Origin of the sequence: Alicyclobacillus cycloheptanicus, from assembly GCF_028751525.1 — a bacterium.
Taxonomy (GTDB): Bacteria; Bacillota; Bacilli; order Alicyclobacillales; family Alicyclobacillaceae; genus Alicyclobacillus_L; species Alicyclobacillus_L cycloheptanicus.
Genome location: NZ_CP067097.1, coordinates 2,146,413 through 2,168,966, shown reverse-complemented (window position 1 = coordinate 2,168,966; position 22,554 = coordinate 2,146,413). Strand labels below are relative to the sequence as shown.

General features: G+C 61.4%; 19 protein-coding genes. 3 read left to right on the top strand and 16 right to left on the bottom strand.

Going from position 1 to position 22,554, the window contains the following annotated elements; translation table 11 throughout:
• Window positions 1-40: 40 nt before the first annotated feature.
• The 5 genes from JI721_RS09980 to JI721_RS09960 form a co-directional block, all read right to left on the bottom strand.
• Window positions 41-1,324 (bottom strand): acyl-CoA dehydrogenase family protein, encoded by a 1,284-nt coding sequence (locus JI721_RS09980; RefSeq protein ID WP_274454735.1) that lies wholly within the window; start codon window positions 1,322-1,324, stop codon window positions 41-43.
• Complete coding sequence (locus tag JI721_RS09975; protein WP_274454734.1) at window positions 1,321-2,667, bottom strand: MFS transporter; 1,347 nt, start codon at window positions 2,665-2,667, stop codon at window positions 1,321-1,323. The genes JI721_RS09980 and JI721_RS09975 overlap by 4 nt, the downstream gene beginning before the upstream one ends.
• Window positions 2,668-2,670: 3 nt before the next feature.
• On the bottom strand, window positions 2,671-4,200 hold the full coding sequence (locus JI721_RS09970; RefSeq protein WP_274454733.1) for a carboxypeptidase M32: 1,530 nt from the start codon (window positions 4,198-4,200) through the stop codon (window positions 2,671-2,673).
• 212 nt (window positions 4,201-4,412) lie between these two features.
• A complete protein-coding gene (locus tag JI721_RS09965) occupies window positions 4,413-5,498 on the bottom strand; it encodes a phosphodiester glycosidase family protein (RefSeq protein ID WP_274454732.1) in 1,086 nt (361 codons plus the stop codon).
• Window positions 5,499-5,613: 115 nt separating this feature from the next.
• Window positions 5,614-6,489, bottom strand: coding sequence for a sulfurtransferase (locus JI721_RS09960; RefSeq protein WP_274454731.1), 876 nt, complete (start codon window positions 6,487-6,489; stop codon window positions 5,614-5,616).
• 29 nt (window positions 6,490-6,518) lie between these two features.
• Between JI721_RS09960 and JI721_RS09955 the strand changes: the two genes are divergently transcribed.
• A complete protein-coding gene (locus JI721_RS09955; protein ID WP_274454730.1) occupies window positions 6,519-7,157 on the top strand; it encodes an HAD family hydrolase in 639 nt (212 codons plus the stop codon).
• Window positions 7,158-7,237: 80 nt separating this feature from the next.
• Here the strand turns inward: JI721_RS09955 and JI721_RS09950 are convergent, their stop codons facing one another.
• On the bottom strand, window positions 7,238-8,113 hold the full coding sequence (locus JI721_RS09950) for a hypothetical protein (protein ID WP_274454729.1): 876 nt from the start codon (window positions 8,111-8,113) through the stop codon (window positions 7,238-7,240).
• A 287-nt stretch (window positions 8,114-8,400) separates the two neighbouring features.
• Between JI721_RS09950 and mnmA the strand changes: the two genes are divergently transcribed.
• On the top strand, window positions 8,401-9,540 hold the full coding sequence (gene mnmA, locus JI721_RS09945; protein ID WP_274454728.1) for a tRNA 2-thiouridine(34) synthase MnmA: 1,140 nt from the start codon (window positions 8,401-8,403) through the stop codon (window positions 9,538-9,540).
• A gap of 54 nt (window positions 9,541-9,594) precedes the next feature.
• Here the strand turns inward: mnmA and JI721_RS09940 are convergent, their stop codons facing one another.
• The 6 genes from JI721_RS09940 to JI721_RS09915 form a co-directional block, all read right to left on the bottom strand.
• Window positions 9,595-10,821, bottom strand: a complete 1,227-nt coding sequence (locus JI721_RS09940; protein WP_274454727.1) for an aminopeptidase — start codon at window positions 10,819-10,821, stop codon at window positions 9,595-9,597.
• A 189-nt stretch (window positions 10,822-11,010) separates the two neighbouring features.
• Window positions 11,011-11,145: a thioredoxin domain-containing protein gene (locus JI721_RS09935; protein WP_274454726.1), complete on the bottom strand. Its 135-nt coding sequence runs from the start codon at window positions 11,143-11,145 to the stop codon at window positions 11,011-11,013.
• Between the two features lie 227 nt (window positions 11,146-11,372).
• Entirely contained in the window at window positions 11,373-11,978 is a 606-nt protein-coding gene (locus tag JI721_RS09930; RefSeq protein WP_274454725.1) for an ECF transporter S component, read from the bottom strand.
• 51 nt (window positions 11,979-12,029) lie between these two features.
• Entirely contained in the window at window positions 12,030-12,884 is an 855-nt protein-coding gene (locus JI721_RS09925; protein ID WP_274454724.1) for an energy-coupling factor transporter transmembrane component T family protein, read from the bottom strand.
• On the bottom strand, window positions 12,871-14,997 hold the full coding sequence (locus JI721_RS09920) for an energy-coupling factor transporter ATPase (protein WP_274454723.1): 2,127 nt from the start codon (window positions 14,995-14,997) through the stop codon (window positions 12,871-12,873). The genes JI721_RS09925 and JI721_RS09920 overlap by 14 nt, the downstream gene beginning before the upstream one ends.
• Window positions 14,998-15,072: 75 nt before the next feature.
• Entirely contained in the window at window positions 15,073-16,860 is a 1,788-nt protein-coding gene (locus JI721_RS09915) for a M3 family oligoendopeptidase (protein WP_274454722.1), read from the bottom strand.
• A gap of 225 nt (window positions 16,861-17,085) precedes the next feature.
• On the opposite strand from JI721_RS09915, the gene JI721_RS09910 reads away from it, so the two are divergent.
• A complete protein-coding gene (locus JI721_RS09910; protein WP_274454721.1) occupies window positions 17,086-17,964 on the top strand; it encodes a LysR family transcriptional regulator in 879 nt (292 codons plus the stop codon).
• 684 nt (window positions 17,965-18,648) lie between these two features.
• Here JI721_RS09910 and tkt read toward each other — a convergent pair.
• The 4 genes from tkt to rbsK all read right to left on the bottom strand — a co-directional run bounded on the left by tkt (window position 18,649) and on the right by rbsK (window position 22,520).
• A complete protein-coding gene (tkt, locus tag JI721_RS09905; RefSeq protein WP_274454720.1) occupies window positions 18,649-20,634 on the bottom strand; it encodes a transketolase in 1,986 nt (661 codons plus the stop codon).
• Between the two features lie 118 nt (window positions 20,635-20,752).
• Window positions 20,753-20,890: a hypothetical protein gene (locus JI721_RS09900; protein ID WP_274454719.1), complete on the bottom strand. Its 138-nt coding sequence runs from the start codon at window positions 20,888-20,890 to the stop codon at window positions 20,753-20,755.
• A 73-nt stretch (window positions 20,891-20,963) separates the two neighbouring features.
• Entirely contained in the window at window positions 20,964-21,422 is a 459-nt protein-coding gene (locus JI721_RS09895) for a hypothetical protein (RefSeq protein WP_274454718.1), read from the bottom strand.
• 162 nt (window positions 21,423-21,584) lie between these two features.
• Window positions 21,585-22,520 (bottom strand): ribokinase, encoded by a 936-nt coding sequence (gene rbsK / locus JI721_RS09890; protein ID WP_274454717.1) that lies wholly within the window; start codon window positions 22,518-22,520, stop codon window positions 21,585-21,587.
• Window positions 22,521-22,554 lie beyond the last annotated feature (34 nt).

The window sequence follows — 22,554 nt, the reverse complement described above, 5'->3', positions numbered from 1 at the left end:
AGCCAGCACCACCCACCACCAGCCAGCACCAGCGCCGTCCTTACCGATGCCCGGCTTCTACCTCCGCGATGGCCGCCTGGGCCAACAGCTTCAGCGTCACGTCGTCCATCGGCGGGTTGTGCAGGCCCGCGCGGACGTCCCGATACATGCGCTCCAGCGGCAGATCGCGCCACAAACTCCGGGCGCCCACCACCCGCATCGCGAGATCGACGACCTCGAGTGCACGGTTGGTCGCCAGCGTCTTTACGGCGCCAAGCTGCGGCCGAAGGGTGCGGCGCACTTCTGGGCTGGCCTCATCCCAGCGGCGCGCCAAATCGTACATCAAAGTGCGCGTGGACAGCAGCTTCAGCTCCATCTCGCCAAGCTTGGCCTCGACATGCGGCACTGCTGCAATGGGGTGCGGCAAGCTGTTCGGCTGGTAGTTGGCAGCGTAGTGGACGGCGAAGTCGCGAGCCGCCAGCGCCACACCGAGATAACACGCCGGAATGTGCAGCATCCATCCGCCGCCGTCCTGGTTGCGGCGGGACTTTTGCCCCGGCCGGAGGCGCTCAATCAAATACCGATCGGGCACAAAAACGTCGTCCAGCACGATGTCATGGCTGCCTGTGGCGCGCATCCCCATGACGTTCCAGGTGTCCACGACCTCCACGTCTTCGCCGCGGACGAGAAACTCTCCGACTTCATCTGTATCGGCGATCCCGGCCGTCACCAAAATCCAGTCGAGTGCCGGCGACAAGGTGCTGAACGTCTTGCGTCCGGAGATGCGGTACCCGCCCTCGACGCGCACCGCGGTCGTCTGCGGGCGGCCGCCGCGGCTCGGGCTGCCCGTGGCCGGCTCGCTGGCACAGCTGTTGATGAGCGCCCCATGTTGGACCGCCGAACGGCACACTTCCGCAAATACCTCTTCCGGAAACGCCCCGCTCGCGCGTAAATTGAGCATCATCCCGACGTGCCAGCCGATGGCAAGCGCAGTCGAACCGTCTGAACGGCCGAGCTGCTCCTGACACAGAAGCATTTCGTACAAGGAAATTTCCTCGCCGCCGTACGCCTTTGGCACCGTCCAACGCGTGTAGCCGAGTTTCCGCAAGTCCTCGATGTTTTCAAACGGGAAGCTGCCTTCCTCGTCATGTTTCGCGGCGCGTTCTGCAAATGGGGCCGCACACTCGGCAAGCGCCTCCAGATGAGCACGTTCCACCTCGGAGCGGACAAACCAGTGCTTGCCCGTTCCGCACGTCCCCCCGCTTGCAGCTCCGTTCCGGTCGCTTGACCCTGCGGCCGCGTCATGCGTGTGCGCGTCGCGCATCCTCTCGTCATGCGTCTTCACAGCGCCACCTCCTGCGATTTTTCACTCAAATTCTGGCGTTCTGGCAACAGCAGCGCACCCGCCACACCGATGACAGAGAACACGGCCGGGACCATTAAGCCCGCGGCCAATGCGTGCATCGAGGGTGTGCTGCTGGCAGCCTGCGGGCTCAGCGCATCGACCACGGCCCCAAAGGCCACGGGCAGGAGCACAGCGCTGAAAAAGCCTCCCGTGTTGGCGAAGCCCGACATCACGCCGCTGCGTTCCATCGGTGTCTGGTCGCGAATGGCCGCGAACGTCAGCAAACTCCCGCCATTGCCGAACCCAATCACAAGCATTTGCACGTACGTTACGACCGCCGGCCACGCGCCGCCGCCAAGCCACAGCGTGATCCACGAAAGTGCCACGAGTGCCTGCAGCACAACGTACGGTCGGCGGCGGCTTCCCATTCTGTCGGACATCGCGCCGGTGATCGGCCCGCCGACCAGCGCCCCAATAAAGCCCACGAGCGTAAACGAGGACGCCCCAGCCCGCGACACGTGGTAGGCGGCCATGAAATACGGTACCGCCCACAGGCTGACAAACCCCATGTATGTACCCACGATGCCGAAGTGGCAGGCAAACGTGGCCCACGACAGACGATCCCGCACCACGTCTGCCAAAATCCTGCGGACCGGCACCGGATGAATTTTCACACGGTTCTCCTGCGAGTCAGGGTCGGCATCAGACAGCCCCCCGTCTCGCCGTCGTTTCGCCGCCCCGCGCCCGCCAGACAACGCCAGCCAGTCGCAGACCGCCACCAACATGAGCACCCCGGCTAAAATCGAAAACGGGGTGCGCCATCCGGCCGCCGCGATCCACGCGGCAAACGGCAACGTGGTCAAGAGCGCCCCGAGGTTGCCCCCCATCCCGACGATACCGAGCAGCGCCCCGAATTGCTGCGGCAGATACCGCTTGGCCAGGATGATCACGAGGTTCACCCAAATCAGCGCATCTCCGAGGCCGACGATGGCACGGCCCAGCAGCAGCCAGACAAACGCGTCCGCCCGGGAGAACACCAAAGTCCCCAGTCCGTCCAGCAAGACACCGGCCGCAAACAGCCGCTCCGGGCCAAACCGGTCGCCGGAAAGGCCAACCGGGATCTGCAGCACCATATACAACAGGTACTGAACGCTGGTCATGGTGCCAAGCACCGCTGCTGAAACGTGAAACTCGGACTGGAGTTGGTCCGTAATCAGTCCTGGGCCTGTGCGCTGGGAGAAGACCAGCAAATACGACAGCGCCACGAGCACGACGACCAGCCACTTGCGCCACCATCGGCCGACCCCGCGGCCGATGGCCAATCCCCTCTCCACCGCATTCATTGTTTATACGCCGTACAGTTGGCCGAACTTCTCTTTCAGGTAGGCCACGAGGTACTTGGAATCGATGGCTTCTCCCGTCACTTGCTCGACAATCTGTGCCGGTTTCAGCATCTTCCCGTGCCGATGAATGTTGTCATTCAGCCACTGCTTGATGACGCCGAGGTTTCCGCGCCGCACGTGCTCCAGGTAGTCCGGAATGGCCTTTTGCAGCGCGTTGCGGAACTGCGCGGCATAAATGTTGCCCAAGGCATACGTCGGGAAATAGCCGAAGCTGCCGCCGGACCAGTGCACATCCTGCAGCACACCCTCTGCGTCGTTGCCTGGTACGACGCCAAGGTATTCTTTCATTTTGTCGCGCCAAATGCCGGGCAAATCAGCCACACGCAGTTGTCCGTTGATGAGGCCCTTTTCGATTTCGTAGCGGATCATGATGTGCAGGTTGTACGTCACTTCGTCCGCTTCGATGCGGATGAGAGACGGCTGCACAACGTTCACGCCGCGGTAGAAGTCCTCCAGCGAAACGTCCGCCAGTTGCGAAGGGAACAGCTTGAGCAGTTTGCCGTAGTTGAACTCCCAGAACTCGCGGGTACGGCCAATCATATTCTCCCAGAATCGGGACTGCGACTCGTGGATGCCCATCGAAGCGCCGCCGCACAGCGGCGTGCCAATCAAGTCCGTGGAAACGCCCTGTTCATACAACGCGTGACCGCCCTCGTGAATGACGCTGAAGATGTTGCTCCGCACATCGTCAGGCAGGTACTTTGTGGTCACGCGGACGTCAAACCGGTTGATGGCCGTCTCGAACGGATGAACCGTTTCGTCCAGCCGGCCTGCGTTGAAGTCGTACCCCATGGCTTCCAGCAGCATGATGCCGAGTTCCCGCTGTTTCGCCACATCGTAGCGGCGCACAAACGGGGTTTCATCAATCCGCCGTCCCGAATGGGCAATCGCCTGTACCAACTTCACCGTTTCCTCACGCAAGCCGCCGAAAATTTTGTCGACTTGAGCAACGGTCATGCCAGGCTCATACAGGTCCAGGAGGGTGTCGTACTTATTCTCGTCATAGCCCCAATACTCGACAAACTCGATGTTCATCGCGACAATCTGTTCGAGGTAGGGACGGAACATCTCAAAGTTCGACTGCGCCCTCGCCTCTTCCCACACAGATTCAGCCTGCGACGTGAGCATCACGTAGGCCTTGTTGCGCTCAGGCGGGATTTTGCGGCTTCTGTCCAGCTCGCGCTGGAGCTCCTCGATGGTTCGCTGCCACTTGCGCTCCAGAGTCGAAAAAACACCTGGGTCAGAAAGAATCTCAAGGTATTCAGCCAGCTGATCGGACGTGCTCATCCGAAACAGCTCGTCTGACAAGGTCCCGATGGTTTCCGAGCGAAGTTCCACGCTCTTTTTCGGCGCCCCCGTCCGCAAGTCCCAGTAAATCAACTCCAAAGCTTCCTGATAGTGAAGCATCTTTTTGACATACGCCTGCAGCGCTTCAAATGTCTGCGCCGCCGTCTGTCCTGCTGCAAAACTCATCCGAAGACCATCCTTTCGCCAGTCACCACGTGATGTCAACACGGCTCGCCGCCGCAGGGGCACTGCCGCACCCCCCGCAGGAACCACTCATATGCTATTTTTTAGCATACCAAAGCTGCGCAAGTCTTGCGAATGGTTCCGTGGAATGGAGGGATTGAGACGCCTGTCTGCGCCCCGGCCGCGCCCGAACGCCCTCCACCCCGGCCGCCGGATTACGGCGTGTACTGGTCGGCCGCCTCGACGGTCGGAAACACCATCCAAGCATCCGGCAAATGGCGCTGGCCGTTCGGGTCGAGCGTGGACGGCGAATTGAGAATCCGGCCGTCCGCATACAGAACGCTGGACGAGCCGCCGTCCAGCGCGCACGCGTTATAGGCGCCGTATTGGAGCATGACGTCCATGATTTGCCGCTGACTGGCGCCAAGTCCCGCCCCTCCGTGAAAGCGTCCGTTGGCGACGACAAAAATGACCGTCCCGTTCTTGGTCTGCCCAATCGCGGTGCGCGGATCTTGCCCCCAGCCTCCGTCGCCCTCCGTGATCTGCGGCTGTCCATTGACAACGAGCTCCGGGTGAAACTGCATCGCATCGCGGACGCCCATGGCCTGTAACTCGGTCAGCGTGTAGTCACCCATCACCATAACCCCCGACTGTGTAAACCCAACCACAGGCCAGGATGGTTTCCATTCGCTGAATTCCTGTCCGCCAACCAGTTCCAGTCCAACCGCAACGCCGCCCCAGCCTTCACCGTTCGGGTCCTCAAATCCACTCGCATTCACGCCCGCGATCGCGCCGACGCGCTTGGCCATATCGGTAATGTACTCACCCATTGAACCCTGAACGTTCGCATGCACCAGCCGAATCAAGCGGGGATTGTGGATCAACACCACATAGCCGTTCCACCCCTGACCGGAAATCGCATGGATTTGCACCGGACTGGTCGTGGTCGCTGCCGCCACTTTCACGGCAGGCACGCCCGTATTCACAACAGGTGAATTCAGTTCTTTCAGCAGTTCCTTGTATTCGGCGGGCGTCGTCATATATTTGGCGAGATAATAGTGCCGCGTCGACAACACCGTCTCCGCCAACAGCATTCGAATCCGTGTCCCGCCTGGCGTCGCAAAACCGATAACAATCAGTGCCAGGACCAGCACGACGCCGGATCCAATCGTACCTAAAGTCCACCGTATCAGACGGCGGCGGCCGCGCTTGCGCCGCGCTTTTCGCCGCTCTACCCGCGACAGCCGGCCGCGCGGCGTGGGCCGTTCATGGTTGGGATTGTGCGAATCGACGATCTGCATAGCCCCGCCTCCTCATCCTCCCTATTATACAAGCAGATTCGATAGATCCCGGCGGAGGTTGATGGAAATCGACAGGATTCGCCACGCGATCGTCGGATTCGCTAACCCCAAGCGTTCAGCCCCGCCCCGGCGGCGCGTCTTCGGTTCCGGGCGCCTCTCCAGTCGCGACCGGTAAGTCGTCGTAGGAGCACCAGTCGCTCCAGCTCCCGGCATACAGCTTCGAATCTCCGAAGCCAGCGAGCGCCAGCGCGAACACATTCGCGCACGCTGTGACACCGGATCCGCAGTAGTTCACCACGTTGGCGGCATCCCCCGCCGACTGCACGAGGGGCGCGATGGCTTCCCGCAGCGCTTGTGCAGGCTTCCACGTTCCGTCGGGCTGCAGGTGTGATTCCCAGGGAAGGTTCGCAGCGCCCGGGATGTGCCCCGCTTTCGGGTCGAGCGGCTCCACCTCACCCCGGTAGCGCACGGCGGCGCGCGCATCCACCAGACGGCCGGCCCGTTCTCCCGCAACGATTTGCATCACATCGTCCACAGACAGCACCCAATCTTCGCGTACATCAAGCGGAAACGTCGTCGGGTGAAGCTTTGGCATCCCGGTGTCTGCCGCGCCGCCCGCCGCCAGCCACGCTTTCCAACCGCCGTCCAGAACGGCGACCTGTTCATGGCCCAGATATCGAATCAGCCACCACGCTCGCGCAGCCATGCCGCCCCCGTCGTCATAGACAACCACCGACGCTTGGTCGTCGACGCCCGCAGCGCCCAGTTTTGCCGCGAGTTCCTGCGGATTGGGCAGCGGATGCCGTCCCCCATGCGTCCCCTTTTGCCCCGACAAATCCTGCTCCAAATCGAGGTAAAACGCCCCCGGAATGTGCCCCGCCAAGTAGGCGTTGCGTCCAGCTTCCCTATCCGCAAGAGAAAATCGACAGTCAAAGACGACCAGGTTTGGACTGCCCAACTGCTGCTGCAACTGACGCGCTGTCATCAGCATGCCGTTCCCCTCCGTCCTGTTGTATACTGATGCACATGACGACTTTGATTTTCGATCTCGACGGTACACTCATTGATACGGCGTCCATCCTGCTGCCTGCGTTTCGCGCAGCGATTCGCTGTTTTCCGGAATTCCCGCAGCCCGCAGACAGCGTGCTGCTCGGTACCTTTGGACTCTCCGACCACGATGTCTGGCAGCTGCTGATGCCTGGCGGAACGCCCGAGCAGCACGAGAAAGCCCTGAAACTGACGGAGGCGTACGTGAAAAACGGCCTGTTTGAGACCAACGTGTTGATGGAAGGCGCGTTCGAGGTCATCGAAACGCTCCATCGACGGGGCTACACGCTGACCACCGCCAGTAACTGCGGCGAAGCCTACCTGGCCAACGTGCTCGACTCGCAAGGCCTGCGCCCCTACTTCACGCGCCCTCTGTGCCTTGGTTCTGTGCGCGGTGTGTGCAAGGCGGACATTCTGTCAGAACACTTCCGCCACTTTCCGAAAGCAGACGCGTGGATGATTGGCGACCGCAAGACCGACATCGAAGCGGCGATGGCCCACGACATCCCGTCCATCGGCTGCGACTTTGGCTTTGCCGCAGAAGGAGAACTCGAGCACGCCACCAAAGTCATACATCACATTCGCGAACTGCTGGACCTGTTCCCTGCCTGAATCCCGTTCAGCGGTGTGCAGGTCCTCAGCCCGCCCTTGCCCCTTGCGCATCGGCCCGCTGGTGCCCCGGCGCACACCGTTCAGCGCATCTTCTCCCACATCGAAGGCGGCAGTTTTCCGACGGTGCGAATCAACAAGTCGTAGAGCGGCATCTCCAGCGCCTCTTCGAGGCTGACCTCAGCCTGCTGCGCGATGTGCCCCAGCGTGTACCCTTCTTTGCGGAGGGTACGCATTGCCTTCTCCCACTGGGCGATATGCGGGCCATGATAGTCAATCAAAAAGTTCCACTTGTCCGGGTCGACCTTCAGACACGCGTTCAGCATGTCCGACACCACTTCGACCGTCGCGCCCTGCGCCCCTTTTTCAAACAGGCGCTGCCGGAACACCGTTTTGATGAGCGCTTCTTCGCTGAACTCCATCAGAAAAGGCGGCATGATGTAGCCCACCGGAAGTTTGGCCCGCGCGGCCTGCATTTGTTCGGCGCGGTCCTGTTTCGCCAGCCGGATGACGTTGCGAATTCGCTCCAGCTCCTCGGCGTATTCGTCCGGGTTCTTTGCCTCCACAGGCAGCTCAAATCCCCAGGGTACATTCGCGCGCTGCCCACCCGCGATGCGCGTGGGGCGGCCGACGGTGTAGGTCACGAGGTGATCGTACACCGGTTTGCCGATCCCGATGAAAAGAAACAGCACCGTCTCCCCGCGGATCGGTTCATACGAGTGACCTGCGGAGACCATGCTGTATAAAAACCGGTTGGTATTCGCCATATCGTTGTACTTGCCCAAGTACAAACTGGCCTTGAACGCGCTGCTCAAGCGAGACTCGTCGGTCGACCGAAGGGCGATGACCCGTCCGTGCTGTTGAACATTCCAACCTTCTTCGACATAACAGACGTTGATGAACTTTTCAATGTTGTTCAGGTGCTCGTCCACCGGGACGACATCCGTCAAGAATTTCAATCGAGGATTCTCCAAAATGGCCTGTCGATCTAGGGTAAACATGGCGATCACCGCTCCTTCGACACTGTTAGTTCTCTATTTCCCGAGAAATTCCCTGCCGCTTCACAGGGATTCGACAACATGCGTGACGGCATACCGTTCACGTGACAGGTCCCGCGCCCCGGTGACTTGACACACCCGGCACCTCGGTGACTTGACAGGCCCCGCACCCAGCGCCACACTTACTACGCAGGACCGCAGATTGAAGAAGCAGATTGAAGAAATTGAAGAGATGGGATGAACGATCGATGTTGCAAAACCACAACGACAACCTTCCAGGGCAGGTGTCAGGCATCGACCCCCGCCGCACACGCGTCGTGGTCGGCATGTCCGGCGGCGTCGACTCGTCTGTGACGGCACTGCTGTTGAAAGAACAGGGCTTCGACGTCATCGGGGTGTTCATGAAGAACTGGGATGACACCGATGAAAACGGCGTGTGTACGGCGACCGAGGATTTCGAGGACGTGCGGAAGGTCTGTGACACCATCGGGATCCCCTATTATGGCGTGAACTTCGAACAGGAGTACATGGACCGCGTGTTCAAGTACTTTCTCGATGAATATCGACGCGGACGAACGCCGAATCCGGATGTCGTCTGCAACCGCGAAATCAAATTCAAGGAACTGCTTCAGGCTGCGCTCGACCTGGGCGCCGATTTTCTGGCAACCGGCCACTACGCGCAGGTCGCGTCGGTCGACGGGCAGTTCCAGCTCCGCCGCGCGGTGGACGCCAACAAGGACCAGACCTACTTTTTATACCAGGTCGGGCAGGCGGCGTTGGCGAAGACCATGTTCCCCATCGGCGGCATGGAGAAATCCGAAGTTCGCAAAATTGCGGAGGCCGCTGGGCTAGCCACCGCCAAAAAGAAGGACAGCACCGGCATCTGCTTCATCGGCGAGCGCAACTTCCGGCAGTTTCTCAGTCAGTACCTGCCAGCCCAGCCAGGCCCGATGATGACGCTCGCTGGCGAAGTCAAAGGAGAACACGCGGGGCTGATGTATTACACGATTGGCCAGCGACACGGCCTCGGCATCGGCGGAACGCCCGGGGCGTCTTCCAACGCACCGTGGTTTGTCGTCGACAAGGATGTCTCCCGGAACATCCTGTATGTCGAACAGGGCGAGAACCACCCTGCTTTATTCAAGCGGGGCCTCGTGGCGACGGACCTGCACTGGGTCGCAGGTCACCCGCCTGCCGAGTCGTTCACCTGTACGGCCAAGTTCCGCTATCGCCAGCCGGACCAGGGCGTGTCGGTCCGCATTGAAGCGGACGGTTCCTGCGTTGTCGATTTCGACCACCCGCAGCGCGCCATCACACCGGGGCAGTCTGTGGTGTTCTACCAGGGACCCGTGTGTCTGGGCGGCGGCGTGATTGACCGGGCGCTCTGACCCGGGGCGATTCGGCCGCCCTGCTCTGGGGCGATTCGGCCGCGCTTCGCGCCGCTACACCCAATTGCCGTTGCGAAACACCGGCACCGTTTGCCCATCGGCCTTGATGCCGTCAATATTCAGGTCGGATGACCCCATCATAAAGTCCACGTGTGTCAGGCTGTCGTTGGCGCCGCGGGCGAGCAGTTCCTCGCGGCTGAGCGTGACGCCGTCCCGTAAACAGACCGGGATCACATGCCCAATGGCGAGGTGACAGGACGCATTTTCGTCAAACAGCGTGTTGTAAAACAACCGGTCGAGCCTGGAAATGGGCGAGTCATGGGGGACGAGCGCCACCTCTCCGAGGTAGTGCGAGCCTTCGTCAGTTTCGATGATGTCCCGCAGCGCCTCGTAGCCCTGTTCGGCGGAGAAGTCGACAATCCGCCCCTGCTCAAACGTCAGCGTAAAGTGGTCGATCAGCGTCCCGCCGTGGTTGAGCGGTTTTGTGCTGCGCACGACACCATTGACCCCGTCCCGCTTCGGCAGCGTGAACACCTCTTCGGTCGGGATGTTCGGAACAAACCGGGCGCCGCGGCGGCTCGTGGAGTAGGCCGCGATCCACACATGGTCCTCTGGCAGTTCGATGGTCAAATCGGTGACGGCGGAACGGTAGTGGAGCTTCACGAAGTGCTGCTGGTTCAAGTCATCGGCGCGACGGCGCAGTTGGTCGATATGCGCCTGCCAGTGCGCAACCGGATGGTCGGTATCGACGCGGGAAGTCGAGAGAACCGCGTCCCACAGTTTGTTCACCTGCTCCTCCGGGGGAACTTCCGGAAACACGCGTGCGGCCCATGCCTTGGTGGGGATGGAGGAAATCAACCAGCTGATTTGCATGTTTCCAACCGCATCATTAAAGGGCTTCATCCTCGCGAGTCCAACGCGCTGGGATGTCGCGATGCGCGCTGGGTCGACCCCCGCCAGCAAGTCCGGGTCGCGTGCGGAGATGACAAGGTACGCCCCGTCGCGGTTCATCAGGTCCTCCATCTGCTGAACGCGCCAATCTGGAAACTCCAAAAAGGCTTCATCCGGCGCTTTCAGATAGCGAAGCCGGGTGAGCTGCTCATCTTCCCAATTGACCACCACATTCCTCGCGCCGGTATCGTACGCCTTGTCGACGATGTGACGTACAAAATCCGCCGCTTCAATGGGGGCAGCAATCAACAAGTCCTGCCCAGGTTGGATATTCAGACCAACGCGGACAATCACCTCAGCGTAATTCTCCAGTCGTTTTGCCAATTCCACGCTTTGTCCCCCTTTATCCAACACATCTCCCCCATTATACGCCCGCAGGCAGGCGTTGACATGTCCAGCGAACCACAGAACCTGCCTGGCCTTTCGTCCGAGCCAGGCAGGTTCCGGTGAACAGCGGGTTTTGCCAAAGGATGACATGGCAACGGGGATGGCCGCGGCCAAAGGGATGACCGCGGCGGCCTACCACTCTGCCCGTACATCGCGCTCCCAGGCGTCGACGCAGGATGGACACAGCGCATCCCAATGCTCGTGTGCCTCGTCATACAGCGGCTCGCCGCAGATTGAACAATTCAAAGTCGTCTCTTTCTCTTCCATTCTCACCACTCCTCAAATTGTTGTTTGAATTTTTGTTCATTGTAATCCGAGGCCAATGCGGATGGCAAGGTTAATATCTGACTATTTCGCGAACTGTCTATACACTGCGCTTCGATCAAAACAGGGTCAAGCCGCGGGGCCTGACCCTGTTTGAGCGCGCAAAAGTTCCGTGAAAAGCATGCGTGTGGAAATCTTTCCTGTGATGAGCCGCGATGCGCGGCGATGATTTATGAAATCCTCGATTTTGCCGCGGTTTTCCAAGTACCACGGTAGGCGAGCACAACGACGACCGAAATGATGGCGGACACAATCGCCTCCGGCGTCCCGTTCACCAGCGCGACCGTCACCAGTGCCTTCATGGATTCCTGAAACTGCAGGTACACCATCACGAGCACCAGCACGGTGTTCGTCACAGAGCCAAGAAAACCGGTGATGGCCAGGTTCACCCACATCGGCACGCGGATGCGCCGCATCCCCACGTATACATAATAGGACACGATCCCGATAAAAATCCGCGGCAGTACCGATACCAGCGGGTCTTTGAACCACGGGACGGACGAGTGGAAAAACGAGGTCAACCCGAAAATCAACCCGATGATGCCGCCGACAATGGGTCCTTCAAGAATCCCGCCAACGACAGCGGGCAGGTGCATGATGGTGGCGTTCCCGGCTGCAGTGGGCACAGGAATGTACCCCAGTCCAGTGACACCGAGCAGAATGGAGATGGCGGAAAGCACGCCGGCGACCACAATCCGCCGCGTGCTGAGGGCTTTGCCGCCCCCCAGGCTCATGTCTGTGGCAGACACGCCCTGCTGAAATTTTTGGCCAGCCATGTAACTGTCCCCCTTTGTGTGGTGGAACGTTCATTTTGGCGCGCATTTCCCTTATATCAAACTGTGGGTGAATTGTCGATAGTGAATCCACAGCGCCAGTGCACAAACCGCCGCTGCCGCCAGGAAGTACAGGACGTCCCGCCGGCTGCTTTTCAGCGCTACATACGAGGTGCGCTGTGCGCCGGGCACGTAGCCGCGGGCCTCCATCGCCAGCACCAGGTCTTCCGCGCGCCGCATCGCCGACAAAAACAATGGCAGCAGCACCGGAAACACCGACTTGACCCGTTTCCACAACTGCCACCAGCGCGCGGTGCCAAAATCGCCCCCGCGCGAAGCCTGCGCTTTCATCAGCTTCTCCGCCTCTTGTGCGAACGTCGGGACAAAACGCAGCGCAATGGTGAGAATCAGCGCGGACTCATGCACCGGAAAGCGAATCCTGCGAAGGGGCCCGAGCAAAGACTCCAGTGCGTGCGACAAGTCAGACAAGGTGGTGGAAAGGGTGAGAACGCTGATGAAGAACACAATCTCAATGAATTTGATGATGGACACCACCGAAAGCAGCAAGCCGCCTTGGGTCACCATGATGGGGCCGAACCGAGCCAGCACCACGTCGTGCGGGCCTGCGCGGTAAAACAGCAGCTGGAACACAAACAGAATGACCAGCACCGGAACCGCCGGGCGAATGCCGGACAGCCCGTAACGCAGCGGAATCCTGCCCAGCACCATGCAGACAATACTGAACACCAGCAGCAGCAGATTGCTGCTGAGGCTGGACACCATACTGCCGACCACCACGACCAGAACAAACGCCGCCAGTTTGAAACGAGCGTCCATGCGGTGAATCGAAGAATCGGTCGGCAGGTATTGGCCAATCGTGATGCGCCGTGAAAGTTCAGGAATCGCCATCGGTCGTCACCTCGATTCCGGAAGAAGGGTCAGGTGCGTGCGCACCGTCCGCCCCAGCGCCCAGCAGCCCGCAAAGCGCGGCAAAGGCGGCATCTCGCGTGAGCTGGACGGGATCAACAGGCTCCCCCTGTTCGGCCAGGGCACGCAGCAGTGCGACAGACTCCGGCAGCCCGAGGTGCAAGGCTTGGAGCCGGCGCGCATCGGCAAACAGCGTTTTCGTATCGCAGGTCAACACGACGGTGCCATTGGCCATGACGATGACGCGGTCGGCCAGCCGGGCAACTTCCTCCATTTGGTGCGTGACGATCACGAGCGTCATCCCCGACTCGTCTCTCAGCCGCCGCAGATTCTCCAGCAGCTCCTCACGGGCCTGCGGATCGAGCCCCGCCGTCGGCTCATCCAGCACCATCACCTGCGGTCGCAGCGCCAGGACCCCCGCGATGGCCACCTTGCGCTTCTGCCCGCCGCTGAGCGCCTGCACGGGCCGGTCGCGCCAGGCGAAATCGAGCCCCACCCACGCCATCGCCTGGCGCACGCGCTCCCGGACTTCCGCCAGCGGCAAGCCGAACTGAAACGGCCCGTACGCAATGTCATCGCCAATCAGCGTCTCGAAGACTTGATCTTCCGGGCTTTGAAACACCAGCCCAACTGTGCGCCGAACGCGTTTGACGTCCGCTTTCGGGTTGGTCAAATCGACCCCGTCGACCACGACGGTACCGCGCTGCGGCGTCAACAGCGCGTTGAAGTGCTGCACCAGTGTGGATTTTCCCGATCCCGTTTGGCCCACAATGGCCACGATTTCCCCGCGGCCGACCTCGAGGGTCACGTCATGCAGCGCCGGGTGCGCCAACGGCGTGTTGGCAAGGTACACATGTGCCAGCTCGCGAACGTCAATCACAGGGTCAGCCGCAGACGCCTGCACGCTGCCGGCCGCGTCCCCCGCCGGCTTCGCCGATGCCTCCGCCGCTCCATTCACCGGTGCGCTGGCTGGCCTGTTGGCCGCCCCATTCTCCGCCGCGCTGGCTGGCCTGTTGGCCGCCCCATTCTCCGCCGCGCTGGCTGGTGCCTCAAACGGGGTCCCGGCCGGGAGGGCGGCGCGCCACGTGCGCCACGCCTCGCAAAACTCCGCTGGTGTGAACACATCCACTGGAAAGGGGACAGACGCCTGCGCAAACGCGCGGTTCAGGCGTACGGCCATGTCGGCCGCGATGGGCACATCGAGCCCCAATGCGCGCAGGGTCTCGACGTTTGAAAACACCTCGCGCGGGGTTCCTTCCAGAACGATGCGGCCCGCATCCATCACCACCACACGGTCGGCTTGCAGGGCTTCCTCCATATGGTGGGTAATCGCGACAATCGCGATCCCGTCCGCGTGCAGCGTCCGCATCAACTGGGTCACGTCGCTGCGTCCCTCGACATCCAGCATGCTCGTCGCTTCGTCGAACACGATGCAGTCTGGCTGCATGGCAATCACGCTGGCAATGGCCACCCGCTGCTTTTGTCCGCCCGAGAGCTGATGCGGCGGCCGCTTGCGATGGGCCTCCATGCCGACGCGGCTGAGCGCGTCTGTCACCCGAGCCCGCATCTCGTCATAAGGGACTGAGTAATTCTCCAAGCCGAACGCCACGTCTTCCTCCACCACCGTCGACACCATCTGATTGTCGGGGGTTTGAAACACCATGCCGACGCGGCGCCGAATTTCGCGCAGCCGGGCGCGATCGGTCGTCTCCCACGCCCCAACCAGCACCCTTCCTTCCGTCGGACGCAGCAATCCGTTCATCAGCTTCGCGAGCGTGGACTTGCCGCTGCCGTTGCGCCCGAGAATCGCGACGTACTCCCCCGCGTGCACCGTCAGCGACACGTCGCGCACGGCATAACCGTCCCCGTTGGGAGCGGGCTCCGCTGCATTCCGCGGAACATCCCGCTCTGCGGGGGCCGGGCTGTTCCCGTCTCGTCCTCTTGCTCGTCCTCCTTCACCGCCAACGTCATGGCCTGGTCGATGAGGGTACACGAACGAGACATGTTCGAGGGTCAGAATGGCATCTGCCTGTGCTCGGTCATTCCACTGCAAGGCTTGGTCGTCCACCCGTTGTGGCGGCGAACTCTTGCGCATGGATCCGGTCTCCTTTACAAGGTTGTCCAACTGGATGGGCTGCCCCGTCCAGGCAACCGTTTTACGCTGTTCGTTTTACGCTGTTAACTGGAGGAACGCCAAAACGTCCGCGATGGCCACATCCATGGCCTGCTGCCAGAAGTCCGGCTTCGTCAAGTCCACACCGAGGTGCTTTTGGGCAAGGTCCTCCGTGGACATGCGCCCCGTGTCCTGCAGCAGCGCAACGTAACGGTCCGCAAAGCCTGCGCCTTCCTCCAGTGCGCGCGCATAAATCCCCGTACTGAACATGTAGCCAAACGTGTACGGGAAGTTGTAAAACGGCACGTCGGTGATGTAGAAGTGCAGCTTCGAAGCCCAGAAGTGCGGGTGGTACTCCGCCAGCGCGCCGCCGTAGGCCTCCCGCTGCGCTTCTTCCATCAGCGTGTTGATTTCCTCCACCGACAGCAAACCTTGCTGGCGCTTCGCGTAGAAGCGCGTCTCAAACAGGAAGCGGGCGCGGATGTTCATGAACATTGCAATACTCTGTTCCACCTTCTGGTCGAGCAGTGCGATCCGCTCTTCGTCGGTCGCAGCCCCCTTGACGCTCGCATCCATCACGATGGTCTCCGCAAACGTGGATGCGGTCTCTGCGACGTTCATGGCATAGTGCTGCGCATACAACGGGAGTTCGCGCAGCACACTGCTGTGAAAAGCGTGCCCAATCTCGTGCGCCAGCGTATTCACGTTGTCAGCCGTGCCAGAGAAAGTGGCAAATACTCGGGACTGTTTGCTGACAGGGAACCCCGTGCAAAACGCGCCTGGACGCTTGCCAGGTCGGTCTTCGGCCTCAATCCAGCGGTTCTTGAAGCACATGTCCGCAAACTCGGCCATCCGGGGACTGAACTTGCCGAACTGCTCCACGATGAAGGCGTGCGCTTGTTCGTAAGTATAGATCCGGTCAGGCCCGGGCAGCGGCGCGGAAACGTCGTGCCAGCTCAGTTTGTCAATGCCAAGCAGCTTGGCCTTCCGGTTCAAATAGTCGACGAACGGTGCGAGGTTGCGCTCAATCACGCCCCACATCGCTTCCAGCGTAGCCTGGGACATACGGTTGTAGCTGAGGGGTTCCTTCAAGACCGATGTCCAGCCGCGATGCCGATACACAGACAGGCGATAGCCGGACAGGTGGTTCAAGGTGTGTGCGAACAAATCCGCGTGCGCGCCCCAAACGTTCTCCCACTCGCGGAAAATCTTCTCGCGAACCGCGCGGTCAGGCGTCAACATCTTGTTGCTGGCCTGGCCCATGGAAAGCTGTTTGACCTCCCCGTCTTCCTCAAACGGAAGTGTCATCCGCGAGACAATGGCATAGTACAGGTCGCCCCACGCCCGGTACCCATCTACCCCCAGGTCCGACACGAGGACTTCCTTCTCGGTGTCCATCTTATCTGCCGCCAGACGACGCTTCTCTTCCAATGTGAAGGCAACCGGCCGCAGTTTTTCCGACGCAACCAGGGCTTTCCACTCGGCATCTGGGATGTCCAGCAGGATGCCGTCCACGCGCGTGATGACCGCGTCATACGCAGCACCCAGCTGCGTGACACGGCCCTCCAACAGCTTGGCGCCTTCATCTTTCATGTCCTGCGCCGTGAGACACTCGACGTAAGCGGCCGCCTGGTGCAGGCGCGCCTCCACGTCCTGCGCGGAAATCCAGAACTTCACCCAGTCGGATTGTGACGCGGCGGCAGTCAGTCCCGCGGCGGCCGCATCCAGTTCGCCGATACGGGTCTGTAAGTCTTCGAGGAACGTTTGAAACGCCGCAGATTGGCTGCCCCCCGGAAAAATTGAGTCGAGATCCCAAGTGGGATTGAGTCCCTGGGTGTTCGACATGCGAAATCACTCCTTATGGAATCAGGCATCCGTTTGCGTGCGAAACGCTTTCAACGCACCCTGGTGCAGTGCAGCCCGTTGCGGCGCGCTGCGAGGGGCATGTTCAGCGTACCAAACTCAGCGGCAATTCACCACTGGAGCGTGCGCTTGGGTGCGGTTCGTGACAGCGTCCAGCGACATCGGTATGATGGTGGCAGCAGGTTTGAAAGAGGCGAGGGGTAAACGGTGGAAACGAAGGACATCGCGCTGTTTTTGGCCATTGCGAGAATCGGCTCCATTTCGCGCACGGCAGAACAACTGTTCATGTCACAATCGACCGTGACGACACGGCTGCAGCGGCTGGAGCATGCACTGGGGTACCCGCTGTTTGTTCGGCTGCAAAGCGGCGTTCAACTGACGCCGGAAGGCGAACGGTTTGTTCCGCTGGCCGAGCGGATGACCGCGCTCGAGGCGGAAATGACACAGCAGGCGGGCACGGACACGCCGGTGCTGCGCGTCATGTCCGGCCGCGCGTTCGTGTCAACCGACGTACCCGCCTGTCTGTCGCGCATGCTCAAGAACGCAAACGTTCGACTGGAAGTGCGAATGGGAATGTACTCGGAGATGCTGGACGCCCTGCTCGCCGACCAGGTCGATTTCTGTTTCATTGGCGAACCGGTTTTCCACCCGCACATTAAGAAAATCGAGTTCCCCCAAGACGCGATTGACCTCATCGTTCCGGCTGGACACCATTTCGTACACAACTTCCCGGGCATCCGCGGCCTGCACAAAGCACCGTTCATCGCCTTTGCCAGAGATGACGCGCCGTTTCGCAAGCGCGTCATGCGGCTGCTGGCCGAACAGGATGTGTACCCGCTCATCCGGATGGAACTCGACAGCATCGATGGCATCAAAGCGATGGTAGGGCACGGACTCGGGATGTCCTGCCTGCCCCGCCGAACGCTCTATGACGCAGACGAAAAGGGATATGTCCGCATCCCGATTGCCGCGCCCGGCTGGACGCGCCCAACCTTCCTCGCCTTTCGGGAGTCTGCCGCCGACAAGCCCATCGGAAAGCAGTTCATTGCCGTCGTCACGGAGTACTATCAGCAGTTGACAGTGTAAATCAGCACGAGGACCGCTGGGCGAACGCCGGGGCTGGACGGACGCAGGGGCTGGGCGGACGCCGGGGCTGGGCGGCGCGCGATAAGGCAGGTTTGGTGCCCTATGTACCCGGCCAGCGGGCTCAGCGGCAGCCGATAAGGCAGGTTTGGTGCCCTATGCCACCGGACAGCGGGCTCAGCGGCAGCCGATAAGGCAGGTTTGGTGCCCTATGTACCTGGCCAGCGGGCTCAGCGGCGGCCGATAAGGCAGGTTTGGTGCCCTATGCCACCGGACAGCGGGCTCAGCGGCAGCCGATAAGGCAAGTTTGGTGCCCTATGCCACCGGACAGCAGCCGCGGCGGCGCGCGATAAGGCAGGTTTGGTGCCTTATGCCACCGGACAGCAGGCACGGCGGCGGGCGTTAGGGCAGGTTTGGTGCCTTATGCCACCGGACAGCAGCCGCGGCGGCGCGCGATAAGGCAGGTTTGGTGCCCTATGCGGCCGGACAGCAGCCGCGGCGGCGGCCGATAAGGCAGGTCTGGTGCCCTATGCCACCGGACAGAAGCCGCAGCGGCAGCCGATAAGGCAGGTTTGGTGCCCTATGCCACCGGACAGAAGCCGCGGCGGCGGCCGATAAGGCAGGTTTGGTGCCCTATGCCACCAGCCCACCAGCCCACCAGCCCACCAGCCCACCAGCCCACTGGTGCTACAGCAGCTCCCGCGCGATGCCAATCACGTTCTCGGTCGTGAACCCGAACGCACGCACCACCACATCCCCAGGCGCGGATGCGCCAAAGTGGTCAAGCCCCAAAATGCGCCCGTGGTCGCCCACGTACTTGTACCAGGGCATCGGATGGGCCATTTCGACCGCGACGCGGTTGCGAACCGACGTCGGCAGCACGGATTCGCGATACGCGGCATCCTGTGCATCGAACAACTCCATCGACGGCACGTTCACGACGCGCACGGCGACGCCCTCTTTCGCGAGCGTCTTCCCGGCCTCAAGCACCAACTGGACCTCCGAGCCGGATGCCATCAACACCAGCTTGTCGCCAGCCCCGTGCTGGAACAGCACGTACGCCCCGCGGTAGAACAAGCTGCCCTTCTCCTTGACTTCTTCCAGGACCGGGAGTTTTTGCCGCGAGAGCACCAGCGCGACCGGTCCGTCCCGGTGTTCGAGCGCGTAGCGCACCGCCCACCCCGTTTCCGTGGCGTCCGCTGGCCGAAACACTTTAAGCCCGGGAATCGCGCGCAGCGACGCCAGCTGCTCGACCGGCTCGTGCGTCGGGCCGTCCTCGCCGACCGCGATGCTGTCGTGCGTGAACACGTGCAGCACTGGCTGCTTCATCAGTGCCGCCAACCGCAGGGCGGGACGCATGTAGTCGCAGAACACGAGGAATGTCCCATCATACGGGAAGACGCCGCCGTGCAGGGTGATGCCGTTCAACATGGCCCCCATGGCGTGCTCGCGCACCCCATAGAACACGTTGCGGCCCGCGTAGTTGTCTTTCGAGAAGTGGTCCTCATCCGCCAGCATGGTTTTGTTCGATCCCGACAAATCCGCCGAACCCCCGAGCAGTGTCGGCACATGCGGCGCAATCGCGTTCGCGACCTTGCCAAACGCGTCACGCGTGGCCACACTGCCTTCAAAGGCGGGCATCACGTCATCCCACGGGACGCGCACCCGTCCGTGAATGGCATCCACCAGCTGCTGCGCCAACTCGGGGTACGCCTGTCCGTACGCCTCAAACGCCGCTTCCCAGGCTTTGTGCTGCTCCACTTTGACTTCCCGCAGCGCGGCAAAGTGCGCCCGCACCGCTTCGGGGACGTGAAACGGCTCATGCGGCCAACCGTAGGTCTCTTTTGCCTTGGCCGCCTCTTCCGCGCCAAGCGGCTCACCGTGGGCGCTTTTCGTACCCTGCTTCTTCGGCGCACCGTATCCAATCACCGTCTTGACCTCAATCAGCGTCGGCCTCGACCGATCGCCGCGCGCCTGGCGCAGGGCCTCCTCAATCGCGTCCATGTTGTTGCCGTCTTCGACGCGCAGCACATTCCAGCCGTAGGCCCGGTACCGCTCCGCCACGTTTTCGGTAAAGGTCCAGCTCGTGGGTCCATCGAGCGAGATGTCGTTCGAGTCATACAGCACAATCAGCTTGCTCAAGCCGAGGTGCCCGGCCAATGAGGACGCCTCAGACGTGATGCCTTCCATCAAATCGCCGTCGCCCGCGATGACGTATGTATAGTGATCGACCACCTCGTGCCCAGGCTGGTTGAAACGAGCGGCCAGAAACCGCTCCGCCATCGCCATGCCGACCGCCATCGCGAGACCCTGGCCGAGCGGGCCAGCCGTGGCATCCACGCCCGGCGTATGTCCAAATTCCGGGTGGCCCGGCGTTTTGGACCCCCACTGACGGAACGCTTTCAGGTCATCGATGGTGACATCGTAGCCGGCCAAGTGCAACAAGCTGTACAACAACATCGAGCCATGTCCAGCCGACAGAACGAACCGGTCGCGATTGAACCAGTCTGGCTGCTGTGGGTTATACCGCAGAAAACGAGACCACAGCACATACGCCATGGGCGCGGCCCCCAACGGCAGTCCCGGGTGTCCAGAATTTGCTTTTTCAATGGCATCAATCGAAAGCGCGCGAATCGCGCTCACTGCAAGTTCGTCCACGCTTGAATACGGCATATCCCCGCTCCCTTTCTCCGTCAACGTGCGATTGAATTCTAGGCGTATCATATCACTGTCCCGAACCAGACACCAAAGTCAATCGATGCAGAGTACCCGCTCTGTCGGCCTTCGCTCCTCACTGGGCCTGATTCGTACCATCGTCCGCAGCGTTTGGACGGGTGAAGAAAAAGTAGAATACAGCAAGAAACATGGTGACGGTGCCAAGGGCGGCCGGCGACAGCCGAACCGGCGGCGCTTCATGCAGCCAGCGCATGTGCGGCACCTCCTTTTCTGGTACTTTCTCATCCCCAGTACTTTCCGTTTCAACTTCGAGCGCCTGCGAACCGTCAACGGTCGTCGGGCTCACGGTACGCGAAGCGCTGCAGCAGTTCCTGCCGGAACCCGCGGTAGAACGCTTCGGCCTGCTGACTCCGTCTGCCTTGAATCGGCACGGGAACAGCTGTGATGCCAAGCGGCGGCCCCGTAATGGTGAGGGACAGAATGTGGGGTCCCGGAAACGGGCCGTACACGCGCAATTCTCCGAGAATCAACAACAATGCGACAATCACGTCAACAGCGTCCAGGGCTGCACTGGCCCCGTCCCCCAAGCCGAACAGGCGCTGCCCATTAAAAATCGGGCCCGTGACGCTCACGTACAGACCTTGCGGATAGACGAAAATCCCAGTCGTGGACAATTGCCCGGTCAACAGCAGAATCGCCGTCGAAATGTCAATGGTCGTCAAAATCCCGCCGATGAGCGCCGCTCGCAGGTTCGACCGATGTTTGTCACGTCGCCGTCGCTGCATTTGGCGCATCCCCCTTCAAGCAGGATATTCCCCTGCTCCCGATCGACCCTTCGCCCACAGCGAACGCGTGACCGCGAGAAGGCATGGTTGATCCTGTGCGGGGACGTCTTCTCCCTACACGCTATGCAGGCAGCACGCAGGACGGATGGGTTGCCGTGACCGTCAGCGGCCGTGCGCGATGAGTTCCTCGACTGCCTGACGCGTTGGCAGCGACGACTGTGCGCCCAATTTTGTCACCGTCAGTGCACCTGCGGCGAGTCCCGTGCGGATCGCGTCGTCAAACGCCAGTCCGCGCGCCAGCGCCGCACCGAACGCCCCCGTGAACGCGTCCCCCGCCGCGGTGGTGTCGACCACCTGAACGCGGTACGTCAGGTGGTGCCGGGCCGTGTCGCCTGTGACATGGACGACGCCCTGTGCCCCCAGCGTGACAATGGTATGGGCAGCGCCGCGCTGGCACAGTGCCTTGCCCGCCTGGATGGCCGCGTCCACGTCCGTCACGTCGATCCCGGTCAACACACCCGCTTCGGTCTCGTTGGGCGTGATCACGTCGATGTACGGAAAGATGTCATCCGGCAGCGGCGCCGCCGGGGCCGGGTTCAGAATCACCGTCAGTCCGCGCGCTTTCGCGGTTTTTGCGGCGTACACGGCTGTTTCCAGCGGTGTCTCCAACTGCAGCAGTAACACCGAGGCCGCATGGCCGCTGGCAAAAAACGCGTCCACGTGACGGGCGCTGGTCTTCAAGTTCGCATTGGGAATGATCACAATGTCATTGTCACCGGACGCATCGACGCGGATGTGCGCGATGCCCGTCGATTCGCCGTCCAGCACGTGCACATGCTCGGTGTGGACGCCGAACGCGCGCAGGCTGTCCAGCACCACCTGATGAAACACGTCTGCGCCGACACACCCGACCAGCCAGGTGGGCACCTCCATCCGCGCCGCCATCGCTGCCTGATTGGAACCCTTTCCCCCGGAAACGAGAGAGAACTTCTCTCCCTTCACCGTCTCGCCGCGACGGGGCAGCCGCGCAGCGACCGCCGTCAAATCCGTCATCATGCTGCCGACGACGACCACACCATGATTCTGTTTGCTCGACATCCAAGACCCCTCCTATTGCCTCCAGTGTACCGCA